Below are 20379 nucleotides of genomic sequence, written 5' to 3'. Positions count from 1 at the left end.
AAATTAGATTAAAGATTCCATAGCGTGCCGTAGGTACGCAAGAATACGTTTTGTTGCGTACCTATGGCACGCTGGTTGTTGTGGACATTTTTTGTTTTTTACCAACCTGTTGTGCCTAACGGCACAATACATAAATTGAACAAAATTTTTTCTATCTACCTTTTGTGCGTAACAATACATCCCAAACAATCTGATTTTTTTACCGATATATTGTTTCAAAAAACTCAAAATATCGATTATGATTTTCTCACAGCATTATGTCATTTATTGTGCCGTTAGGTACAACAGGTTGGTAGAAAAAATTAGATTAAAGATTCCATAGCGTGCCGTAGGTACGCAAGGATACGTTTTGTTGCGTACCTACGGCACGCTGGTTGTTGTGGCTATTTTTGTTTTTTACCAACCTGTTGTGCCTAACGGCACATCCAATCTGAATCTATTTTTTCTACCGATATTTTGTGCCTAATGGCACAACGTTTTACAAACTTTGATTTTCATGTTTGACTGTTTTCTCAAGATATTCGTTTAATATTTGTGTGCAATACCATTCTTGTCGCGGTAAATGAAAAGGCCCTTTGTACAAATTTCCTTTTGCAGTTTGTGCCACGCTTCCGTCTCTGTGCAGGTACCCAAACCATTCTCCGTTTTCTTTATCGTGAAATTTACTATACGCATAATCATGAATCATTTTATGCCATTTTGCATATTTTTCGTTTCCGGTCATGGTGTAAGCCAATAGTGTTGCGATAATCACTTCGTTATGTGGCCACCAGAATTTCATATCCTGCCAATATTCCTGAACAGGTTTTCCGTAGACATCGCAGAAATATAAAATTCCGCCATGTTCTTTATCCCAACCGCGTTCCCACATATAATCCAGCATTTTGCAACCCAATGCAATTAAATGCGGATCATTATTTCTGTATTTTGCTTCGTGTAATATGAACCATGCGCCTTCAATGGCATGACCCGGATTTAATGTTCTTCCATCGATATGATCAATAATATCGCCATTTGGAGTCACTTGTTCCATTACACATTTGATGTCGTCTTTTACAAAATCACGTTCGATTTCGGCAATCCATTTGGTAATCCACTCCTCGCAACGCGGATCTCCGATTGTTTCTCTCACTTGTTGCGCTGTATTGATCATGATCATCGGAGAGCCAATTCCTTTCGACGGGCGTTCATTGGTGTATTTGGGTTCTAATAATCCCGGCGTGCTCGAATATTTGATGCATTCTCCAAATAAATGGCGTGCTTGTTCTGCAATTATTTCGTCTCCGCTAGCTTTCGCGTAAGCGCTCATCGCAATAGTTGCAAAGGTTTCAGAGAAATAATAGCGACGTTTACGAATCGGATTTCCGTTGCGGGTTACGTGAAAAAACATTCTTCCGTCAGTATCAAAACAATGCTGATTTATGAAGTCAATTCCGGATTTAGCTCCGTCCAGCCATTCTTGTTTTGGCTCAATTGTATTATAAAGTGTCGATAACAACCAGGCCGTTCTTCCTTGAAACCAAACCGATTTATCATCGTCGATTAAATTTCCATTTTGATCACGCATTAATAAATAACCGCCGTGAACGTTGTCTATAGATTGCGGAAACCAAAAAGGAACGGTATCCTGTAATAATTGGTGCTGATAAAAATCTTTTAATTGTATTAGATCAGTATTTGAATAACTCATTTTTTATATGTTTTTGACTTAGTTTTTATATTGGCTAAGTGTTGATTTCTTATTTTTTTGTAAGCAGATCATGTCTTTTTATTGTTGCATAGGCTACAGCTTCAGCTGTAGTATTAAAATGAAGTAGAGATTGGCTTTAGCCAAAATTCACCGCATTGTTTTTGGCTAAAGCCATATTTGTTGTACATTTTTCAATCTCCAGCTGAAGCTGGAGGCAATTCAAGAAAAATGATTTTTAAGATTTTAATTAGTGCTAATTCGTGAAATCTGTGTTTTAATTTTTATTACTTAAATCCATTTGAAAAGTCGAACACGGCAAATTCGCTTCATTAACCAGATTTGCTGTTGTGTACGGTTTCCAGGCATATAAAACGGTTTTGATTTTCTCGTCTTTTGGAATAAGAATGGAAACCTCATCTTTTAGGATTGTTGCCTTTGTTTCGATTCTTGTTCCTTTTTCGGTTACCAATTCAAAACCTGTTAGTTCTTTTTTATTGGCTGTCGATAATTGTTTTGCATTCGAAAAAGAAATTAGAATTTGATCTCTTTTTTGTATTGCTTTTTCTGGCGATGGTCCGTTTGCGATTATGTTTTTTCCGTAAGTATATTTTAAGGCTAAAAGCGCCAGACGATCTCCAACCTGCTTTTTTTGAATAGGATGAACATTTGTAGCATCACCATAATCCATACTAATCGCCATGCCGCTATTGGCGATATTTTTCTGGATTTTGGTTTGTGCATCTCTAAAGGACGGCCAGGTTGGACGATCTGTTCCTGACAATTGAACATAATAAAACGGTAGGGAAGTTCCCCAGGCTTTGCGCCAGCTTTGCACCAATACTGGCATTAAATGTTCGTATAATTCGATGTTATGCGCGTTACTTTCGCCCTGATACCAAATAATTCCTTTTATAGGGAAATCGGTAAAATGAGTTACTCCGGCTTCATAATTATAACTTGGTTCGTAAGGATGTCGTTGTTTTGGATTTTTGGCATTTTTTAAGTTTTCATCGGCACGCGATCTTACCCACGGCATCATAAAATCTGATTTTCGCCAGTTGGTTAATACATCAACAACTTTATCATCATGTTCTAAAGTATAGCGATCGATCCAGGATTCTATGGGTGATCCGCCAACGGCAACTTGTATTAAACCGATTGGAACATTTTCTTCACGAGCAATATTTTCTCCGAAATAATAGGCTATTGCCGAAAAAGCTGAGGCACTTATAGAATCGCTTATTTTCCATTTTCCGGAGAAGAATTGTAATCGATTCGTTTTTTCTAAAGTAATAGAATCCCAGGCTTTTTCATCGGTTTCAGCAATGGCTTCAAAATTGAATAAACGAAGATTGGCGTTTTTGATCGCTTTTTTAACCTTATCGATTCCGTTTTCTGATTTCTGAAGTGGAAATGCCATATTCGATTGTCCGGAGCAAAACCAAACATCTCCAATCAGAATATTTTTTAGAACGATACTTTTTTCTTTTGTTGAAATTGTAATTTGACGTGTTCCGCCTGATTTCATTGCTGGAAAAATTGCTTTCCATTTTCCGAATTCGTTTGTAATGGCAGTTTCTTTGTGATTATTGAAAGTGACTTCGATTTTGTCTCCGCCATTTGAAGTCCCATAAATTACAATGGGTTGATTTCTTTGAAGCACCATATTATCACTAAAAATGGGAGACAATTTTAATCCACCAAAATCTTGTGTAATATTGCTGTAAACCGTCTGTGCAAGAATAGTTGCGCCTTCTTTTGTGGGATGTAAAGCATCCGGAAAAAGATCAGGACGATCGTATAATTTTTCGTGAAGATCAATTAAACCAACATTATTCGCCTTTGCAATTGCCGAAATATGTTCCTGAATTTGCCAAAACCAATCGCTTGTTCCCGATTTAAAACGCGTATGTTCATTGAATATCGGCGTCATTTTGCAGATGTAGATTTTAACTTTCGGATTCTGCTTTTTCAAAGTGTCTATTAGCCACGAATAATCGGCATCAAAATCTTCTTTATAATTGGGCCAGTTTCTGGGATCTGTATCGTTTAATCCCAAATGAATAATCGCAATATCCGGACGATAAGCGATGGCTTCGGCACATTTTTCGGTTTTAAAATAAGGCGTACTTCCTTTCTTTAAAAGTGTTGCTCCGCTATGTCCAAAATTTTTGACTTCATATTGATTGCCCATCAAAACCTGAAGTTGTGAAGGATAAGATTCTGTTGAAGGATTATTCAAAAGATAACCCGCCGTAACCGAATCTCCAATACAAGCAATTTTTGTTTGCGCTTTCATTTCAAGATTAAAAATCAGGGAAAGAAGCAGGATTATTATAAAAACATTTCGATTTTTTGTTCTCATTTTTTCTTAGAACTATTATTAAAAATGTGGCGATTATAAGCTGGGCAGAACGCATAGCTCCGCCCGGGCTTATTGAAAAACCAAAAAACAACTAACTCTTAAATTGTAAAAAGGGGAATGAACTTTATATCTTAATCATCGGCAAAATCATTGACTTTTGGACGCAGAAAACTAATCTGAACGAGTAAAGCAAGCAAGACAACTCCCGCCATTAAAGCAAAACCAAAACCTAAAGTTCCTGAATCTGCTGATTTTCCGAGTAATGATGTGACCAACGCTCCACAGCCAACTCCTGTCATATTGAGGACGCCATAAGCGGTTGCCCGATGTTTTGATGAAACAAACTGACAAATGATAGGCATATTATTCGCATCGAACATTCCGTAGCCGATACCAAAACATAAAACAGCTCCAACGACGTGAAATAAGGAATGTCCAAAACCAATCAGCATTAGGGCAGGAATGGTTAAACTTAGTCCGATGGCGCTGGTATAGACACGGCCTTTAATGTTTTTTTGAACCCATTTGTCGGATAAAATTCCTCCGAAAATAACGCCTATTAAAGATGAAACTGAAATTGTAATAGTGGCTATAGGCCCGGCTTGATCCATTGAGATATTTAAGTTGTCCGAGAATAGGGTAGGAAGCCAGTTTTTTGTTGCCCAACCCGGTAAACTGATAATGGCGAAATAAAATAAAATCACCCAAAATGAAATATTGGTAAACAATAGCGCCAGGCCTTTGAAAAGGGAATCTTTTTCGTGGGTTTTATTAAATTCAGGATCAAATACTTTGGTTGATACTTTTTTCTCGTATAAAAAGAAAACCAAAATGATTGAATAGACAATACCCACAATACCAAAATGATGAAAAGTAGTATGCCATGAAAATTTTGCAGCAATTGTAGCGCCAAAACCTCCTAAAGCAGATCCTACATAAAGTCCTGTCATGTGAATACCAATGGCCAGCGATCTTGTTTTTTGCTGATGATAATCAGCGATTAAAGATAATCCAGCCGGAATATACAAAGCTTCACTCACTCCCATAACGGCTCTTAACCAGTAAATTTGGCTGAATGTTGTAGCATATCCCATTGCATAAGTTACGGCTGACCAAACAAACAAACTACCAATAATTAACCATTTTCGGTTTAATTTGTCGGCGATAATTCCGGAAACGGGACTCATTAAAGCATAAATCCAAAGGAAAATGGCCATTAAACGCCCGAAGTTTTCGCCCGAAACCAGTTCTGGAATGTCGGCTTCCATTGATGGTCTCATGGTCGCCAGCATTTGTCTGTCCATATAGTTGAGCAACGCTACAATCCAGAGTAACGCAACGACTAACCAGGGATAATATTTAGAGTTTTTCATATTTTGATATGCTTATTTTTGTTTAATCGGTTATTTTTTTAAACACATAGAGACATAGTTTTTATAGCTTGAAAAGGCGTTTCACTTGAAATAAAACTCATAGCGCTATGTGAAAAAAAATGTGTTTTTTTTAGAATCACCTTTACTTTGATTTTGAACCTATTTTTCTATGTGTTTAAATTTTTTTGCCACTCCCGATAGCTATCGGGATAAAGATTATAATGATTTTAATTCGTGATAATTCGTGCAATTAGTGTTTAATTTTTTTCTCGCAGATTCGGCAGATTTATTTTGATTTTTGTTAAACCTGACAGGTTTTTAAAACCTGTCAGGTTTAGTAAACGGTTGAATTAATTATTTAATAGTTCCCAACATTACGTCAGGAGTACGGATTCCGGGTTTTATTTCTCCATTCGATAAAACGATTTTATCATTCCAGATCGTTGCGGTTGTGGTAACATGAGCAAGAAAAGGCAATTCGCCAATTTTTGACCATTTATTGGTGTGTGTGTTGTATAGTAAAATGTTGTTGTAAAAACCTTTGTGTGTTGTATTTAATATGTTTTTTTCGGCGATAAGTTTTGCTTTTTCTTCTTCAGAAGTTGCGCTTGCAATTTGAGATAAATAGGTTTCGATTTTATGAAAAGTAGTGCCGTTATCTCCGCCAAGAATTAAAATATATTCAGTACCAATGGCAACTCCGGCTCCGGCAGAAAAGTTGGTGGTTTGTTTTCCGTCAGAGATATTGGCTTTGGTTTCCCAGGTTTGTTTTTTTAGATCGAAAGCCAAAGTTGTGTTGTGCAAATCACTAATTCCAGTTGACGTTTTAGTTCTTCCTCCAATAACATAAATCTTTTCATTTTGAATTACCGAAACTGAATTCGCTAAAGCGAAAGGCAATTTGGTCAACAACTTCCATTCTGGTTTTTCGGCATTCAAATCAAGACTAAAAACTAAATCTGAAGATTGTTTTGCTTCGTCTCCACCAATAGCATAAATTATATTCTGTAAATGTGTAAGCGCAATATTGGTAATTACTATTGGGAAATTGGGTAATGATTTTGTTTCAACTTCATTTTTATCAGCATTCCAATTTAAGAGATTAGCTTTATTCGAAAGTCCTTTTTCATTTTCTCCGCCTACGTAAACGATTCCTGAATTTGTGTTTACATTTCCCGGATAGGCAATTGGTTCCGGTAATCTATGTATTGCTTTTTTGTTCCAAAGAAAATTATCGCCTGCTTTTTCTAAAACATGAATTTCATTCGAATAATGTTTTTTTCCTCCTTCCCAAGGCATTTTATCCTGAAAATTAGCTCCTCCGGCAACAATCAAAACATTATTGCTAATTCCGTTTATTGGACCTGCAAATCCTAAAGAAAGATTTCCGTCAGCATTTTGCAATTGCGCTGCTTTTTTCCATTCGACATTTGTAATCTTTGTTTTTTGCGAAAAACCAACTGTTGTAGACATAATTAAAATAGTAAGGATTAAGGAAGAAAAAGACTTATTCATAGGGTTTGTTTTAAAAACGAACGGATTTATTTGGATTTGAAAGCATCAAAATTTAAACCTGCAACGTCTTTTTTGAATAATTCAAATTGCTCTGCACTCATGTTTTTAACCGGTAATCTGAATTCGCCTAAATCATGACCGACCAATTTCATATACGCTTTACCAACAGAGATTCCTCCATATTTGCCTAAAAAACGAATCATGTCAATTGATTTTTGCTGAAGCTGACGCGCTTTAACCAAATCATTATTATTAAATGCGTTAATTAAATCATAATACAATGGAGCGGCATAATTAAACGTACTTCCAACAGCACCTTTTGCACCAAGAACTAAGGCTGATAACATGTTTTCGTCACGTCCCCAAAGCATATCAAATTTTCCGTTTTCGTAGCTCATACAACTTTGAAAATCCATAAAATCTTCGTGCGTATATTTCACTCCGGCAAAATTTGGAAGTTTTCCGTCTAATGCTCTTACTAAATCATACATGGCAACGTTTACGCCTGTTAATACCGGAATATGGTAATAATAGAAAGGCATATTTGGAACGCTTTCTCCCACTTTAATACAGATTTCAGCAAGTGTATCTACATTGTTTGGTTTGAAATAAAAAGCTCCGGTTAGAGAAACGGCATACAAACCAATTTCGTAAGCGTGTTTCGCCAAATCGATACAATCTGAAAGGCAAGTTCCACCAAGGAAAACCATTACTTTAAAATCGGCATCGTGGTTCGAACAATCTGCCCAGGCTTGTGCTACGGCTTTTTTCTCTTCTAATGTAATAGAAACTCCTTCGCCGGTTGATCCGTTAATAAAAGCACCTGTGATTCCGTTTCTTTTTAGAAATGCATAGTAAGGCGGAATCAAGCTTACGTCTAATTTTCCGTTACTGTCAAAAGGAGTAAAGGGAGCAGAAATCAGACCTTGTAAATGTTCAATTTTCATGAGTATGTTTTTTTGTTGTTTGTGTGTTTTGTTGAATTAGACTGAGAATTTTTATGTTCCCAGTCTAATTTTAAACTATAATTTTAATCTTATTTACTAAGCGGATTTTGAACAATTTTTGGATTAAAGTTGATCGTGTTTTGAGAAATCGGAAACAAAACTTGTTTGCCCGCAGTCATCGACGGAACTAAATTTGTTTTATTAAAACGAACTAAATCCCACCATGCTTTTCCTTCAAAAGCCAATTCTTTCAAACGTTCATTTAAAATCACATTATCATTGTTTGCCGGAGAATCATTTGTAAACGAAGCCGAAGGATCTGCTCTTTTCATTACCAAATTCATTTCTGTACTTGGATCTTGCCCTAAAGCATTTTTGATTTCTGCTTTCATCAATAAAATATCTGCCCAACGGTAAATGATAATATCACTTACAAAACGTCTTAATGTTCCGTCTACAGTTCCGTTGTATTTTACCAAACCTGTTACTACAGGAACTGCTCCGTTGTATAAAGTCAAATAAGTAGCTGCTTTTCTGGTATCTGTAGTTGCAAAGTTAAATCGTGTAATATCAGGCTGAACTCTTGAAATTCCTGCATTTCCGGCACCAGTTCCTAATGTTCCAAAAGTTGCAGTTGCGGTTGCAGAAGTTAGTGGTGCAAAATCACTTGGACCTACAAACATAAACTGATTCCAGTTGTCTGCTAAATTCGATGGTAAATCTGCCAGAGAATAACGAACAGCAAATACAACCTCAGCATTTGCTTTTTTATCGTAAGCAAAAACATCTTTAAAATTAGGCAATAAAGTTGGAGTTCCGATGGCATCAATAGCAGCTAAAGCAGTATTTAAATCTGTTGTTCCTCCGCCCAATTGTTTTGCTGTCCATAAATTTACATCGGCTTTTAAAGCATAAACTGACGGAAGCGCTAGTTGTGTTTTGTTATTTGTAGCATCCGGAAAACTTGCAATTGCAGCATCAATATCTTTTTTGATGAAAGCAAATGTTTCCTCAATTGTATTACGCGGAATAATGTATTGTGACTGATTGGCATTTTCAGTAGGATCTGTTACAATTGGAACACCTCCCCACGAACGCGCCATGATAAAATAGCATAAAGCACGCATTGAATAGGCTTGTGCAATGTATCGTTTTTGCTCGTTTACTGTTGTTGGACTAAAAGTAATTTGCGGTACATACTTTAAAACTAAGTTTGCCGAATGTATTACGGTATATAATCCAGCCCAGTCTACGTCGATATTTTGTGGCGTAAGCAGGTTATTGTAATAATTGGCTAATGTTAATGGCGACTGAACACCTCCTGTAATTTCGGCACTTCTGGCTCCCCCCAACAAGTAATAATTTTGTTGTGTCTGGATTCTAAAGTTTACATACATTCCGTTTACGCCAGCTTTGGCATCATCTTCTGTTTTCCAAAAACTATCAGATGTAATGATACTATCAGAAGTTAGTTCTAAATCATCCTGACAGGAATTGAATAGAGAAAGACTAGTGAAAAGTAGTGTATAGAGAAGAAATTTCTTTTTCATGATTTTAGTATTAAAATTTACAAACTGATATTTAAACCAAGGATAATATTTCTGGGAACAGGATAAGTTCCTGTTGAACCTGCTGCAGATAATCCTAAACTAGATCCTCCGTCGATACCTTGTACTTCCGGGCTCAAACCGCTGTATTTGGTAAAGTAGTATAAGTTACTTCCGGTTACGTACATACGAAGTGAGGCTAACTTAGCTTTTTCAACCCATGCTTTTGGGAAATTATAGCTAAAGGTAATTTCTCTAATGCATAAGTAATCTCCGCTTTCGTAGTAACGGCTATTTCCCTGAAACATATTGGTGTTGTAAGCAGCTCCACTAGCTTCTGATCTAAACAAGTTATTTTGATTCGTTTGATCTGCCCAACGGTAGCGAGGTACATCTGTAATGTCACCTTCTTTTTGCCATGATTGCCCGCTTTCTGCCAATAATCCGTAGTTACCCTGAAACTGACCTAAGAAACGTGCTCTTGCTTCGTTGTAAATTGTAGCTCCTAAAGAGTAATCTGTTCTTACTGTTAAAGAGAATCCTTTGTATGAAGCATCGAAATTGAAACCTCCCACAAATGTTGGGAACATATTACCCATATACTTTCTGTCTCTGCTGTCGATTACACCATTGTTGTCAGTATCTTCAAAAACAGCATCTCCTGCGAATTTTTTACCTTCAGGATTTCCACCTCCAACAGCAGTTTTGGTTACATAAGTATCACGAACTTTTAAGTTGTAAGCATCTGCTTCTGCCTGAGTAGAAAGAATGTATAATTGTTTGTGTGCGTAGAAATTTCCAATTTTTTGTCCTTCTTGTAAACCTCCAACATATTGATAAGTACCACTATTTTGATCGAAAATTTCAGTTCCGCCAATTCTATTGTTTAAATTTCCGTTTGATGGAAGTTTTTCGATTGTGTTAGTATTGTGAGAAACGTTTGCTCCAACATTAATTTTCCAGTCGTTTTGATTGTAGATATTAGCTTGAATTTCTAATTCGAAACCTTTACTTCTTAATCCTCCAAGATTGGTTAAAACTGTCGAGAAACCGCTATTAGAAGGAAGCGTTAAATTTGTTAATAAATCAGAAGTCAATTTGTTATAGAAATCCCCAATAATTCTGATTTTATCTTCGTGAAAACCTAAATCGAAACCACCATTTACCGTTTCAGATTGTTCCCATTTTAAACCCGGATTTGCAATTTGTGAGTTGATAATTGCCGATTGTCCGTTGTAGCTGTTGGCGATACTATTTGTTGATCCTGAATACAATCCGCCAGCCTGAAAATCTCCTAAAGTTCCTAAGTTACCATTTACACCATAACTTCCTCTAAGTTTAAGTGATGAAAAGAATTTAGGCATTGTTGCTGCCCAGAATTTTTCTTCCTGCATGTTCCATCCCGCAGAAATTCCAGGGAAGAAACCGTATCTGTTATCAGGTCCTAAACTTGATGAACCATCATAACGGAAAGATGCTGTTGCAAAATATCGGTTTTTGTAATCGTAATTTAAACGTCCGAAAATACTATTTAAAACCAACTTTGTATTGTTGCTGTAAACCGAAACCGGAATAGGAGAAGAGTCTAAAGTCTGTGCCAAATCTGATGGGCTTCCTTTTCCTGATGCATTAAACGATTTTATAGTACGATCGTATTTCGATGCTCCCAATTTGGCATCAAAATTACCAATGCTTTCCCAATCTTTTTTATAAGCAAAAACACCTTCGTATTGTACTTGCGAAATTTGATTGCTTAATCTTGTCGCTGTACGCGTATTGTCTACCAAACCACTGCTTCCGCTTAAAAATGCCTGCTGAAAAGTGTTGTCATTTTCGTTTTCGCTGTAAAGCGACATCGAAGGTGTAAAGGTAAAATCTTTGGCAAGTCTTAATTCACCATCAACGCTCATTTGTAGTTTATTGTTTTCGTTGATTCCTTTCATTTTACCCATTTGGTACAAAGGATTTCCGTTAATGTTATTTTGACCCGGAGCTAATGTTCCGTCTTCTAAATACATTTTTGTAGTTGGCGAGTTTCCTAAATATCGGTTGAAAACAACACTATTGGCAACGACCTGATTGTTGCTTGCTTTAGAAAATAACATACGACCATTAATCGTAAAATTGTCGGCTACTTTTAATGAAGCATTCAATTTACTTGTAAACCTTTGGTATCCTGTAAATATGGTAATACCATCACCTTTTAAATATCCTAAACTTAAATCGAAAACTCCGGTATCATTACCTCCGCTAAAACCAAGTGTATGGCTTTGCGTCATCGCAGTCTGAAACAAAACATCGTTCCAGTCTGTGCTTTTGTACATAATTGTACTATTAGGATTTAAAGGATCTTGTAATTCCTGCCATCCTTTTGCCTGAAGCGTACTAATAGTTTCAGTTGATAAATTAGATTTTGATAAAGTAGCAAACGCAGTATTGTTTTGAAGGTTATTTCCTGTACCAGCCGGAGTTGCACCCGTTAACTGACCCAATCTTGCGATACCTGTTGTAGTAGAAAGTCCGGCAAGTTCTGCCGCATTATAAAGACCCTGACGTTGAAATTTGATATAATCTCCGCCATCCATAAAATTATATTTTTTACCAATTGTGCTGCTTTGAGTCGAAACACTATAAGTAACTTTCATTTTACCGGCTTTACCTGTATTAGTAGTAATAATAATAACACCATTAGAAGCACGTGCTCCGTAGATTGAGGTTGCAGCAGCATCTTTTAAAACCTGAAGCGAAGCAATATCAAGAGAGTTAATATCATCAATTTGAGTACGAATAACACCATCTACTATATATAAAGGAGTAGCACCGGCAGGATTATCGATAGAGGTACCTCCACGAACCAGGATGTTTGAAGCTTTTCCGGGCTGACCAGAAGATGTTTTTACCACCAAACCGGTTACGTTTCCTTGCAAAGATTGTGTTACGTTTGAGTAAGGTACATTTTCTAATACTTTTTTGTCCAGTTTAGAAACTGCAGTACTTAAAGTTCTTCTGTTTTGAGAACCGTATCCTACTACAATTACCTCGTTCATTTGTTGTCCTATTTCTTTAAGAACAATATTAAGAGGAGAAGTTCCAATCGTTACTTCTTGTTCCTGAAGACCTATATAAGAAACGATTAATGTTGTTACATTATCCGGTACATCGATCGTAAATTTTCCGTCAAAATCTGTTTGAGCACTAAAATTGGTTCCTTTAGCCACAATGTTTACACCAGGCAAAGCTTCTCCTTTTTCGTTCGTAACCTGACCCGTTACTTTCTTTTGATCAAATTTATTTTTTGAGGGATTTTTATAGGTTAGTGTAGTACTTTTTTCTGTTTTCGCAGCGGTTAACTGCATTGTAAAAACTAAAAGCAACGTGGAGGTTAGTTTTAAAACTTTTCCGTGTTTAGGAGTAAACCTACAATTTATAGGTTTACTTTTAGGCAATAATTTCATACTTTTGTAATGGTTTGGTTAATAATAACTTTGTTAAAGGTCTGTTTATTAATTTTCAAGTCATTGTTCCTGCGAGGGAACCAGCCAGCAATGTTGCAAGCATTCGCTGGCTTTTTTATGACTAAAAACAAATATTTTATGCAATGGTTTGAATTGATATTATAGTTGATCTTTAATCTTTACTTCATATATAAAACTTGTATTCTTTTTGTTGTACTCTTTTTAGAGAGGATTTCTTTTTACTCCTTTACTGTTTGCCTTTTTATTTTTTAGAATTCCCGATTTAATAAATATTTGAGCCAAGTGCTGATTAAAATGAATTTTGCTTATTATAAGTAATTTGTAAATAAGTTTGTCATTTTGTCGGTCATTTAACAATGAAATTTTACATTGCGAATAAATGTTACCAGAACTTTAACGATAAATTAATTTATTATCATGAGGTAAAGATATAAAATATTTTAAAATAACAATATTAGTTATTAAAATATTTTAATAATTAAGGAAGGGTTGGAAAATTTAGTTATTAATTAACGGGAATAACATCTTTTCTTTGATTACGCAACAAGCGCCAATAACGCCCGCACGACGGCCTAAAGCAGACTTTTTAAGCTTCATATCACGGTTTACTAAACCTAGTGAATATTTTTTTAATGCAGATTGAATAGGAAGTAAGGCATAGTCACCCAATTGTGCGAAATCTCCGCCAATTACCAGTAGATCAGGGTTGAAGATATTTAATAAAATAGATAAATAACGTCCCATTTTTTCGCTTTGTTGCGTCACCAGATCAACACAAAGTGTATCTTCGAGATTTACGGCTCCGGCAATTATGGCATTATGTTGTAGTGTAGAGGAACTTTCGTCAAGGGTAACTTTAGATTGTTTTCCCTCTTTTACGGCTTCTTTAAATTGGTTGATTAACGACCAGCCTGAAATTTCGGTTTCCAGACAACCTAGTTTTCCACATTGGCACATGATATCATTATTAAAAATGGTACTATGACCAAATTCTCCTGAATATCCTGATTTTCCGTAATATAGTTTGCCGTCTGTAATCATTCCAATGGCGACTCCCCAGCTATAATTGACAAAAATGATATTCTGTTCGTCGTCTACCACACCTTCGCAATATTCGCCAAAAGCCATTGCGCGTGTATCGTTTTCTAAATGAACAGGAAGATCTAATTGTTCTGAAATGATTTCGTTTAAAGGCCTGTTTTCACTAAAGAAATAGTTATAACTAAAACCTTCCATCGAATTGATTCGGCCAGAAAAGTTGATGCAAACGCCTACAATTAATTTTTTATCTACAGAACTGTCTTCGATAAATGAATTGATTAATTCGCAAAACTTTAATAATGATTTCTGTGTATTTTCTAAGATGAAAGAAGTACCTAATTCTACGCTAACCAGTTCGTTTTTGATGTTTTGTAACCCAATAGACATGCTGCTGATGCCTACCTCAACACCCAAAAAATAAGCACAAGTTGGGTTAATACTATATAAGGAAGGTCTTCGTCCGCCGCTATTGGTGATTTTCCCCATGTCGATAACGTAACCTTCAGTCAATAATTCATTTACCGCTTTGGTTACCGTGGGAACACTAGATTGTAATTCAGTACTTAACTCAGCGATTGTAGAGTTACCGCCGGAAAGCAAACGTTTCGTTATAGATTGTCTTAGCATATGCCACTTTTGGCCTGAAAGACTTTTATCTTTACTATTGTCTAATAAATCTTTTAAACTCATCGCTTCTATAATTACGTGTCTCTTACAAACTTACTATAATTTTTAAATAATTATAAGAATTCGAACTAATTATTAAAATATTTTTTTAATGTGGATTATATTTTAAAAGGAACTCATTAAATTAAAATAGAAAAGATCATTTTTAGGGAAGATGATATTAATTCATTATTTTTTGACTGCTTCCCAATTTTTATAAAAGAATCAAAAAAGATAGTTTTTTCTTTTATCTCAAGAGATTAAAAACAGCTAAAAATACTTTTTGTTCAGCGATATCATACAAATGTCTGGTTCATAACATATCAGAGACGAAATGTTAATACAATGTTTTATAATGGGACGTTTTTATTAATGTAAACGTAACCTTGCAGACCTACCCTCATTTCTAATTTTGGAGACATATTATAAACAACACACTTGTAGTATATGTCATTTTTTAAATTAAGAATACATCGCAAAAACAGAATCGAAATTCGGGTTTTAATAACCACCGTTCATTGGCTAAATAATCCAAAAGAAATGCATCATGTATAAAGGATTTACAGATGAACAGCTTGTTGAATTATTGAAACAAGGAAAGGATAAAGCGTTTGATGAATTGTATTTTCGGTATCGGGATCTGTTGGTTCGCTTTGTTTATATGAGAATGAAATCTGTTCCCGTATCTGAAGAAATTGTTCAGGAAGTTTTCACCACCATTTGGGAACGCCGAAAGACTTTGGTGATCCAAAAGAAATTCTCGGCTTATATCTATACCTCCGTTCGATATGTAACCTTAGATTATATCAAATCCCACAAGATTACCGATCAATATATAAAAGAAGTCTCAGACAGAAGCAGCAACGATCATAACAGTACCAATGCCACCGAAGACTCTATTTATTACGAAGAACTTCAGGAAGCGGTAGATAAAGCGACTTTATTGCTGCCTAAAAAATCCAAAGAAGTTTTTATTCTAAGTCGGATCAAACATTATTCAAACAAAGAAATAGCCGAAGAGCTAAATGTCTCGCACGAAACCGTAAAGTATCATATTGCTTATGCGCTAAAATTTATGCGAAACTATTTGGGCGAGTTCAATTATTAGGAGACCTGAATTAAGATGCGGTTTTCTTTTCTTAACAAAAGCGTAACCTTAAGCGCCTACCTAAAAAGAACAATCCCGAGACATACTATTAAAGAGATAAACAAATTATAATGCCTGAAAAATTACATCAAGATATACAACTTTTTTTAGAAGGAAAGCCATCTGAAAAAGGAGAAGAATTATGGAATAACTGGTACGATCATCCCGAAGAAATTTTAGATCCTGCTTTACTGATACAATCTGATCATTCGAAATTGAAAAAAGAAATCAGACAAATTAAAAAAACAAATTCGGTTATTTTTCTTTTTCCTCGAAATTGGGCTATGGCAGCTTCTTTGATCTTTTTAATGGGTTTATCCTGTTTTTTTTACCTGTCATTTACAAAAACAGTTTCTAAAGAATATGCTACTAAATTAGGCGAACGCGCAAAAATAACCTTAAGCGACGGAACTCAAATTTGGCTGAATGCCGGAAGTCATTTAAAATATCCCATAAAATTTAAAGGAGGAACACGTGAAGTATACCTTACCGGTGAAGCTTTTTTTGATGTGGCGAAAGACAAAGAACATCCTTTTATTATTCATACCGATAAAATGGACACGAAAGTATTAGGAACCAGTTTTAATGTTCAGGCTTATCCGGATCATGTTACACAAGAAGTTTCGGTTTTAACCGGAAGAGTAAATGTAAAATCGACCGTTACAGATGAAAATGTGTATGTAACTCCGGGACAAAAAGTAGTTTTTAAATCGAAAAATAATAAGCTACAGGCATTTACAGATATTCCGATGAATTCTATTTCGCTATGGCGAAAAAATATCATTGTTTTTGAAGACGCTCCGTTACCGGAAGTTATCGCTACAATCAATCGTAATTATAATGTAGCTATTCAGATCGAAAACAAGAACCTCAACAATCTAAAAATCAGCGCTTATTTTAAAGAATTACCTGTTAATCAGGTTGTGGCTTTAGTGTGCAATATTATCAATGCCAATTATAAAATCGAAGCAGGAACTTATATCATTCAATAAAAAAACCTTTAAAAGAGAATAAAAAGAATTAAAAAATGAGAATTAAAAATTAAAAATCTGCTCGATCTGCTAAATCTGCGTGAAAAAAATACAGAGATTAATTTGAAAATCAGATTAGAATCAAAGCATAAAAAAAATATAGAAATGCAAATTATAGCATTTAAAACGAATCAATCATCTACGTAGAAACCAAGCAGTAATCCAAACACAAATTAAAACTCCAAAAACATGACTAAAAAACAAATGCGGTACGTCGTAAACTGTCAGAGCATTAAAAAATCGGTAGTAACAAAAGCACTTTTGTTTGTCGCCTTATTTTTTATTGGCTTCAGCATAAAAGCAGCAAACGTTAACATCAGCAAGCGAGTAACCTTAAAAGTAGACAATGAAAGTATAAAAAGTGTTTTTCAGAAAATCGAAAAACAAGCAGATGTACACTTTATGTACGAAACGAATCAGGTAAATACCAATCAAAAGATTAGTTTAAAACTGAATAACGTAACATTAGAACAAGCATTAGATAAAATTTGCAGCAATTTTTTCCTTAAATATGAGATTGTAAGCAATAATATTGTCATCAAAAAAAATCAAAAAGTGGCCGATGCTGATCAGGGAAAAATAAGCCTTTCAGGAACTGTTTTTGGCGGAGATGACGGAATGCCTTTGCCTGGTGTTGGTATTAGGGACAAAGATTCTGATGCAACAGCAACAACAGATTTTGACGGAACTTTCAAGATGGAAATCAATTCGTCTCAGGCGATACTTGTTTTTTCTTATGTAGGTTACGTTACGCAAGAAGTAAAAGTAACAAGCTCAGATAAAAACATAAGCGTTAAGTTAGTGGCCGATATGAAACAACTACAGGAAGTGGTAGTTATGGGATATGGTTCTGTAAAAAAGAACGAAGTTTTAGGAGCTGTTGGAACTGTTTCTATGAAAGAATCTTCGAGCAGAACGTATAATAGTGCAGCCGAATTATTGCAGGGTACTGTGGCGGGTGTTACGGTAATTAACAATGGTGGAGATCCTACGGCTGAGCCAACAATCAACATTCGTGGTATTGGTTCTTTGAATGCTGAAACGCCTCTTATCGTTCTTGACGGAATCATCTACAGCGGATCTTTAAATACATTAAACCCAAATGATATTGCTTCGATTAGTGTGCTAAAAGATGCGGCTTCGGCAGCAATTTATGGTGCGAGAGCTTCTGGGGGTGTAATTTTAATTACGTCTAAAAAAGGAATTTCAGACCATATCAATGTGAATGTAAATTATCAGGGAGGTTTTCAGAGCGTAGCTAAAAAACTCGATGTTCTGGATGCAGCTGGATATGCTGATGCGATGAACACGGCGAGAGATAATGCCGGAATGCCAAGAATTCCTGCTTTTGATCCTGCTTTTGAACCAACGGCAAGAACAACAAAAACAAACTGGATGGATGAAATTTTCCGTACAGGCGAAATACAGGATTTATCGATTTCTGTAAACGGAAAAACAGAGAAATCGAATTTCTTTTTATCAGGAAGTTATAGAAAAAACGAAGGTATTTTATTGAATACTTACGGAACAAGATATACGGCAAGAGCGAACTCTTCTTTTAAACTGGCGCCTAATTTTACCTTTGGAGAAAATTTTTCTTATTCCTTAACTGATGGTCAGGCGGCCAATACTACAAGTGGATATACAGGAGCAATTTTGGCAGCGATTTTTTATCCGCCCAATGCTACTATTTACAGAGAAGACGGTTCAGGACAATTTGGTGGAGTTCCTGAAAAATACATTGGTTCTTACGGAGACGTAATTAATCCGGTGGCCTATTTAAAAAGATTAGACAACAGAAATCCTGTTTCGACGGTTTTAATTAATCCGTATGCTGAATGGGAAATTATCGATGGTTTAAAAATAAAATCAAACTGGGGTTATACCAGAATACAAAACAACGCGACTGATTTTGCTACTAAAATTACAGAACCGGGAAAAATATTCGATTTCAACAGATTGACTTTAACCAACTCAACAACAACAGATTTGTTAAGTGAGCAAACGGTTTCTTATGAAAAATCATTAGGCAAGCATAACTTCAAAGCTTTGGCAGGATATACCTATCAACAAACCAAAAGAGATTTTTATACGGTACAGGGAACAGGTTTTGACAGCGAAGATGCATCACAACGTTATTTGCTAAACGCGAAACTGGTTCAGCAAATAGAAGCTGGTATGGCCGAAGAAATTATCTCTTCGTACGTAGGAAGGCTGAATTACGACTTTAACCAAAAGTATTTGATTTCAGGAATTGTACGTCGTGACGGAACTTCAAAATTAACTTCAGCAAATCGTTGGAAAGTGTATCCATCTGTTTCTGCAGGTTGGTTAATTTCTGAAGAAGGATTCATGAAAGGCATTAACCCAATCATCAGCAACTTAAAATTACGCGGAAGCTGGGGACAAATAGGAAACTTAGGAAACCTTGGGCCATACCAATTTAGTGTACCGTTAAACCAGACACAAGCTTTAGTAGGATCAACTCCAACAATTAATTACGGATATTCAGAAAGCGAATTATCAAACCCAAATTTAAGATGGGAAAGCTCTGAGCAAACCAATTTAGGATTAGACTTTAGCTTATTCAATAATGCTTTATCAGGATCTGTAGATGCTTACGTAAAAACAAACAAAGACATGTTGGTTCGTGATCAGCTTCCGGGTGTTTCAGGAACTCCAAAAGGCAGAATTGTAAACTCTGGAGATGTAGAAAACAAAGGTCTTGAATTGAGTTTGATGTACCAAAAAACACGCGGAGATTTTAAATTTGATATTACAGCAAATGCCGCATTTTTGAGTAATAAAATTGTTTCGATCAAAGACGATTTGACTTCGCTTGAACCTTTAAATTTAGGCAGAGTTCGTAGTTTACCATTGGCGAATATCTATCAGGTAGGAAGTCCGGTTGGTGCTTTTTACGGATATTCTACAGACGGATTATTTCAGAGTAATGCTGAAGCAAAAGCGTATGTAAATGCAAAAGGCGAAGTATATCAGCCAAATGCAGTTGCGGGAGATATTAAATTTAAAGATGTAAACGGAGACGGAGTGATCAATAACAACGATAGAGTAGTACTTGGAAATCCTTTTCCTAAAACGACTTTTAGTTTAAACACGAACTTTAGATACAAAGGTTTCGACATGAATATCTTTTTTAGCGGAGCAGCCGGAAATAGTGTTTTTAATGCTGTAAAACATACGGGTTTAAACGGTTCTTTCCCTGGATATAATTTATTGGCAGAGTCTAAAAATGCCTGGTCGCCAACGAATACCAATACTAGTATTCCGGTACTTTCGGCAACAGATAACAACAATAACTTTGGTAGAATCTCTGATTTTTATATCGAAGATGCTTCTTTCGTAAGATTAAGAAACCTTTCTATAGGATATACAGTAAATGACCAATGGCTGCACGGAAAGGCGAAACTTAGATTTTTTATCTCAGGACAAAACCTTTTTACAATCACAAATTATTCAGGAATGGATCCGGAAGTTGGGCTTAAAAACTTTGGTATGGACTTAGGGAAATATCCTCTTTCCCGTATTTATATGACAGGTGTAAACGCAACTTTTTAAAA

General features: G+C 35.6%; 11 protein-coding genes. 3 read left to right on the top strand and 8 right to left on the bottom strand.

Annotated features, from left to right (window positions below; all coding sequences use genetic code 11):
• Window positions 1-478: 478 nt before the first annotated feature.
• The 8 genes from L0669_RS22255 to L0669_RS22220 form a co-directional block, all read right to left on the bottom strand.
• Window positions 479-1690 carry an AGE family epimerase/isomerase gene (locus tag L0669_RS22255; RefSeq protein ID WP_263760029.1) on the bottom strand — a complete coding sequence of 404 codons (1212 nt, stop codon included), beginning with the start codon at window positions 1688-1690 and terminating at the stop codon, window positions 479-481.
• Between the two features lie 274 nt (window positions 1691-1964).
• Entirely contained in the window at window positions 1965-4055 is a 2091-nt protein-coding gene (locus L0669_RS22250; RefSeq protein WP_263760028.1) for a GDSL-type esterase/lipase family protein, read from the bottom strand.
• A gap of 131 nt (window positions 4056-4186) precedes the next feature.
• On the bottom strand, window positions 4187-5428 hold the full coding sequence (locus tag L0669_RS22245) for an MFS transporter (RefSeq protein ID WP_263760027.1): 1242 nt from the start codon (window positions 5426-5428) through the stop codon (window positions 4187-4189).
• Between the two features lie 354 nt (window positions 5429-5782).
• Window positions 5783-6943: a galactose oxidase gene (locus L0669_RS22240; RefSeq protein WP_263760026.1), complete on the bottom strand. Its 1161-nt coding sequence runs from the start codon at window positions 6941-6943 to the stop codon at window positions 5783-5785.
• Window positions 6944-6969: 26 nt separating this feature from the next.
• Window positions 6970-7890, bottom strand: a complete 921-nt coding sequence (locus L0669_RS22235) for a dihydrodipicolinate synthase family protein (RefSeq protein WP_263760025.1) — start codon at window positions 7888-7890, stop codon at window positions 6970-6972.
• A gap of 89 nt (window positions 7891-7979) precedes the next feature.
• Window positions 7980-9440, bottom strand: a complete 1461-nt coding sequence (locus L0669_RS22230; RefSeq protein WP_263760024.1) for a RagB/SusD family nutrient uptake outer membrane protein — start codon at window positions 9438-9440, stop codon at window positions 7980-7982.
• Between the two features lie 17 nt (window positions 9441-9457).
• The gene (locus L0669_RS22225; protein ID WP_263760023.1) at window positions 9458-12892 is read right to left on the bottom strand and encodes a SusC/RagA family TonB-linked outer membrane protein; all 3435 of its coding nucleotides are present in this window, start codon (window positions 12890-12892) and stop codon (window positions 9458-9460) included.
• Window positions 12893-13411: 519 nt separating this feature from the next.
• Window positions 13412-14644, bottom strand: coding sequence for an ROK family transcriptional regulator (locus L0669_RS22220; protein WP_263760022.1), 1233 nt, complete (start codon window positions 14642-14644; stop codon window positions 13412-13414).
• Window positions 14645-15167: 523 nt separating this feature from the next.
• Between L0669_RS22220 and L0669_RS22215 the strand changes: the two genes are divergently transcribed.
• From L0669_RS22215 to L0669_RS22205, 3 genes are all read left to right on the top strand, one after another.
• Window positions 15168-15728: an RNA polymerase sigma-70 factor gene (locus tag L0669_RS22215; protein ID WP_263760021.1), complete on the top strand. Its 561-nt coding sequence runs from the start codon at window positions 15168-15170 to the stop codon at window positions 15726-15728.
• A 110-nt stretch (window positions 15729-15838) separates the two neighbouring features.
• On the top strand, window positions 15839-16759 hold the full coding sequence (locus L0669_RS22210) for a FecR family protein (protein ID WP_263760020.1): 921 nt from the start codon (window positions 15839-15841) through the stop codon (window positions 16757-16759).
• A gap of 228 nt (window positions 16760-16987) precedes the next feature.
• Window positions 16988-20377, top strand: coding sequence for a SusC/RagA family TonB-linked outer membrane protein (locus L0669_RS22205; protein WP_263760019.1), 3390 nt, complete (start codon window positions 16988-16990; stop codon window positions 20375-20377).
• Window positions 20378-20379 lie beyond the last annotated feature (2 nt).

Origin of the sequence: Flavobacterium bizetiae, assembly GCF_024271895.1 — a bacterium.
Classification (GTDB): domain Bacteria; phylum Bacteroidota; class Bacteroidia; order Flavobacteriales; family Flavobacteriaceae; genus Flavobacterium; species Flavobacterium bizetiae.
Note: the sequence above shows the minus strand (reverse complement) of the source record. Positions and strands in the feature narration are given on the sequence as shown.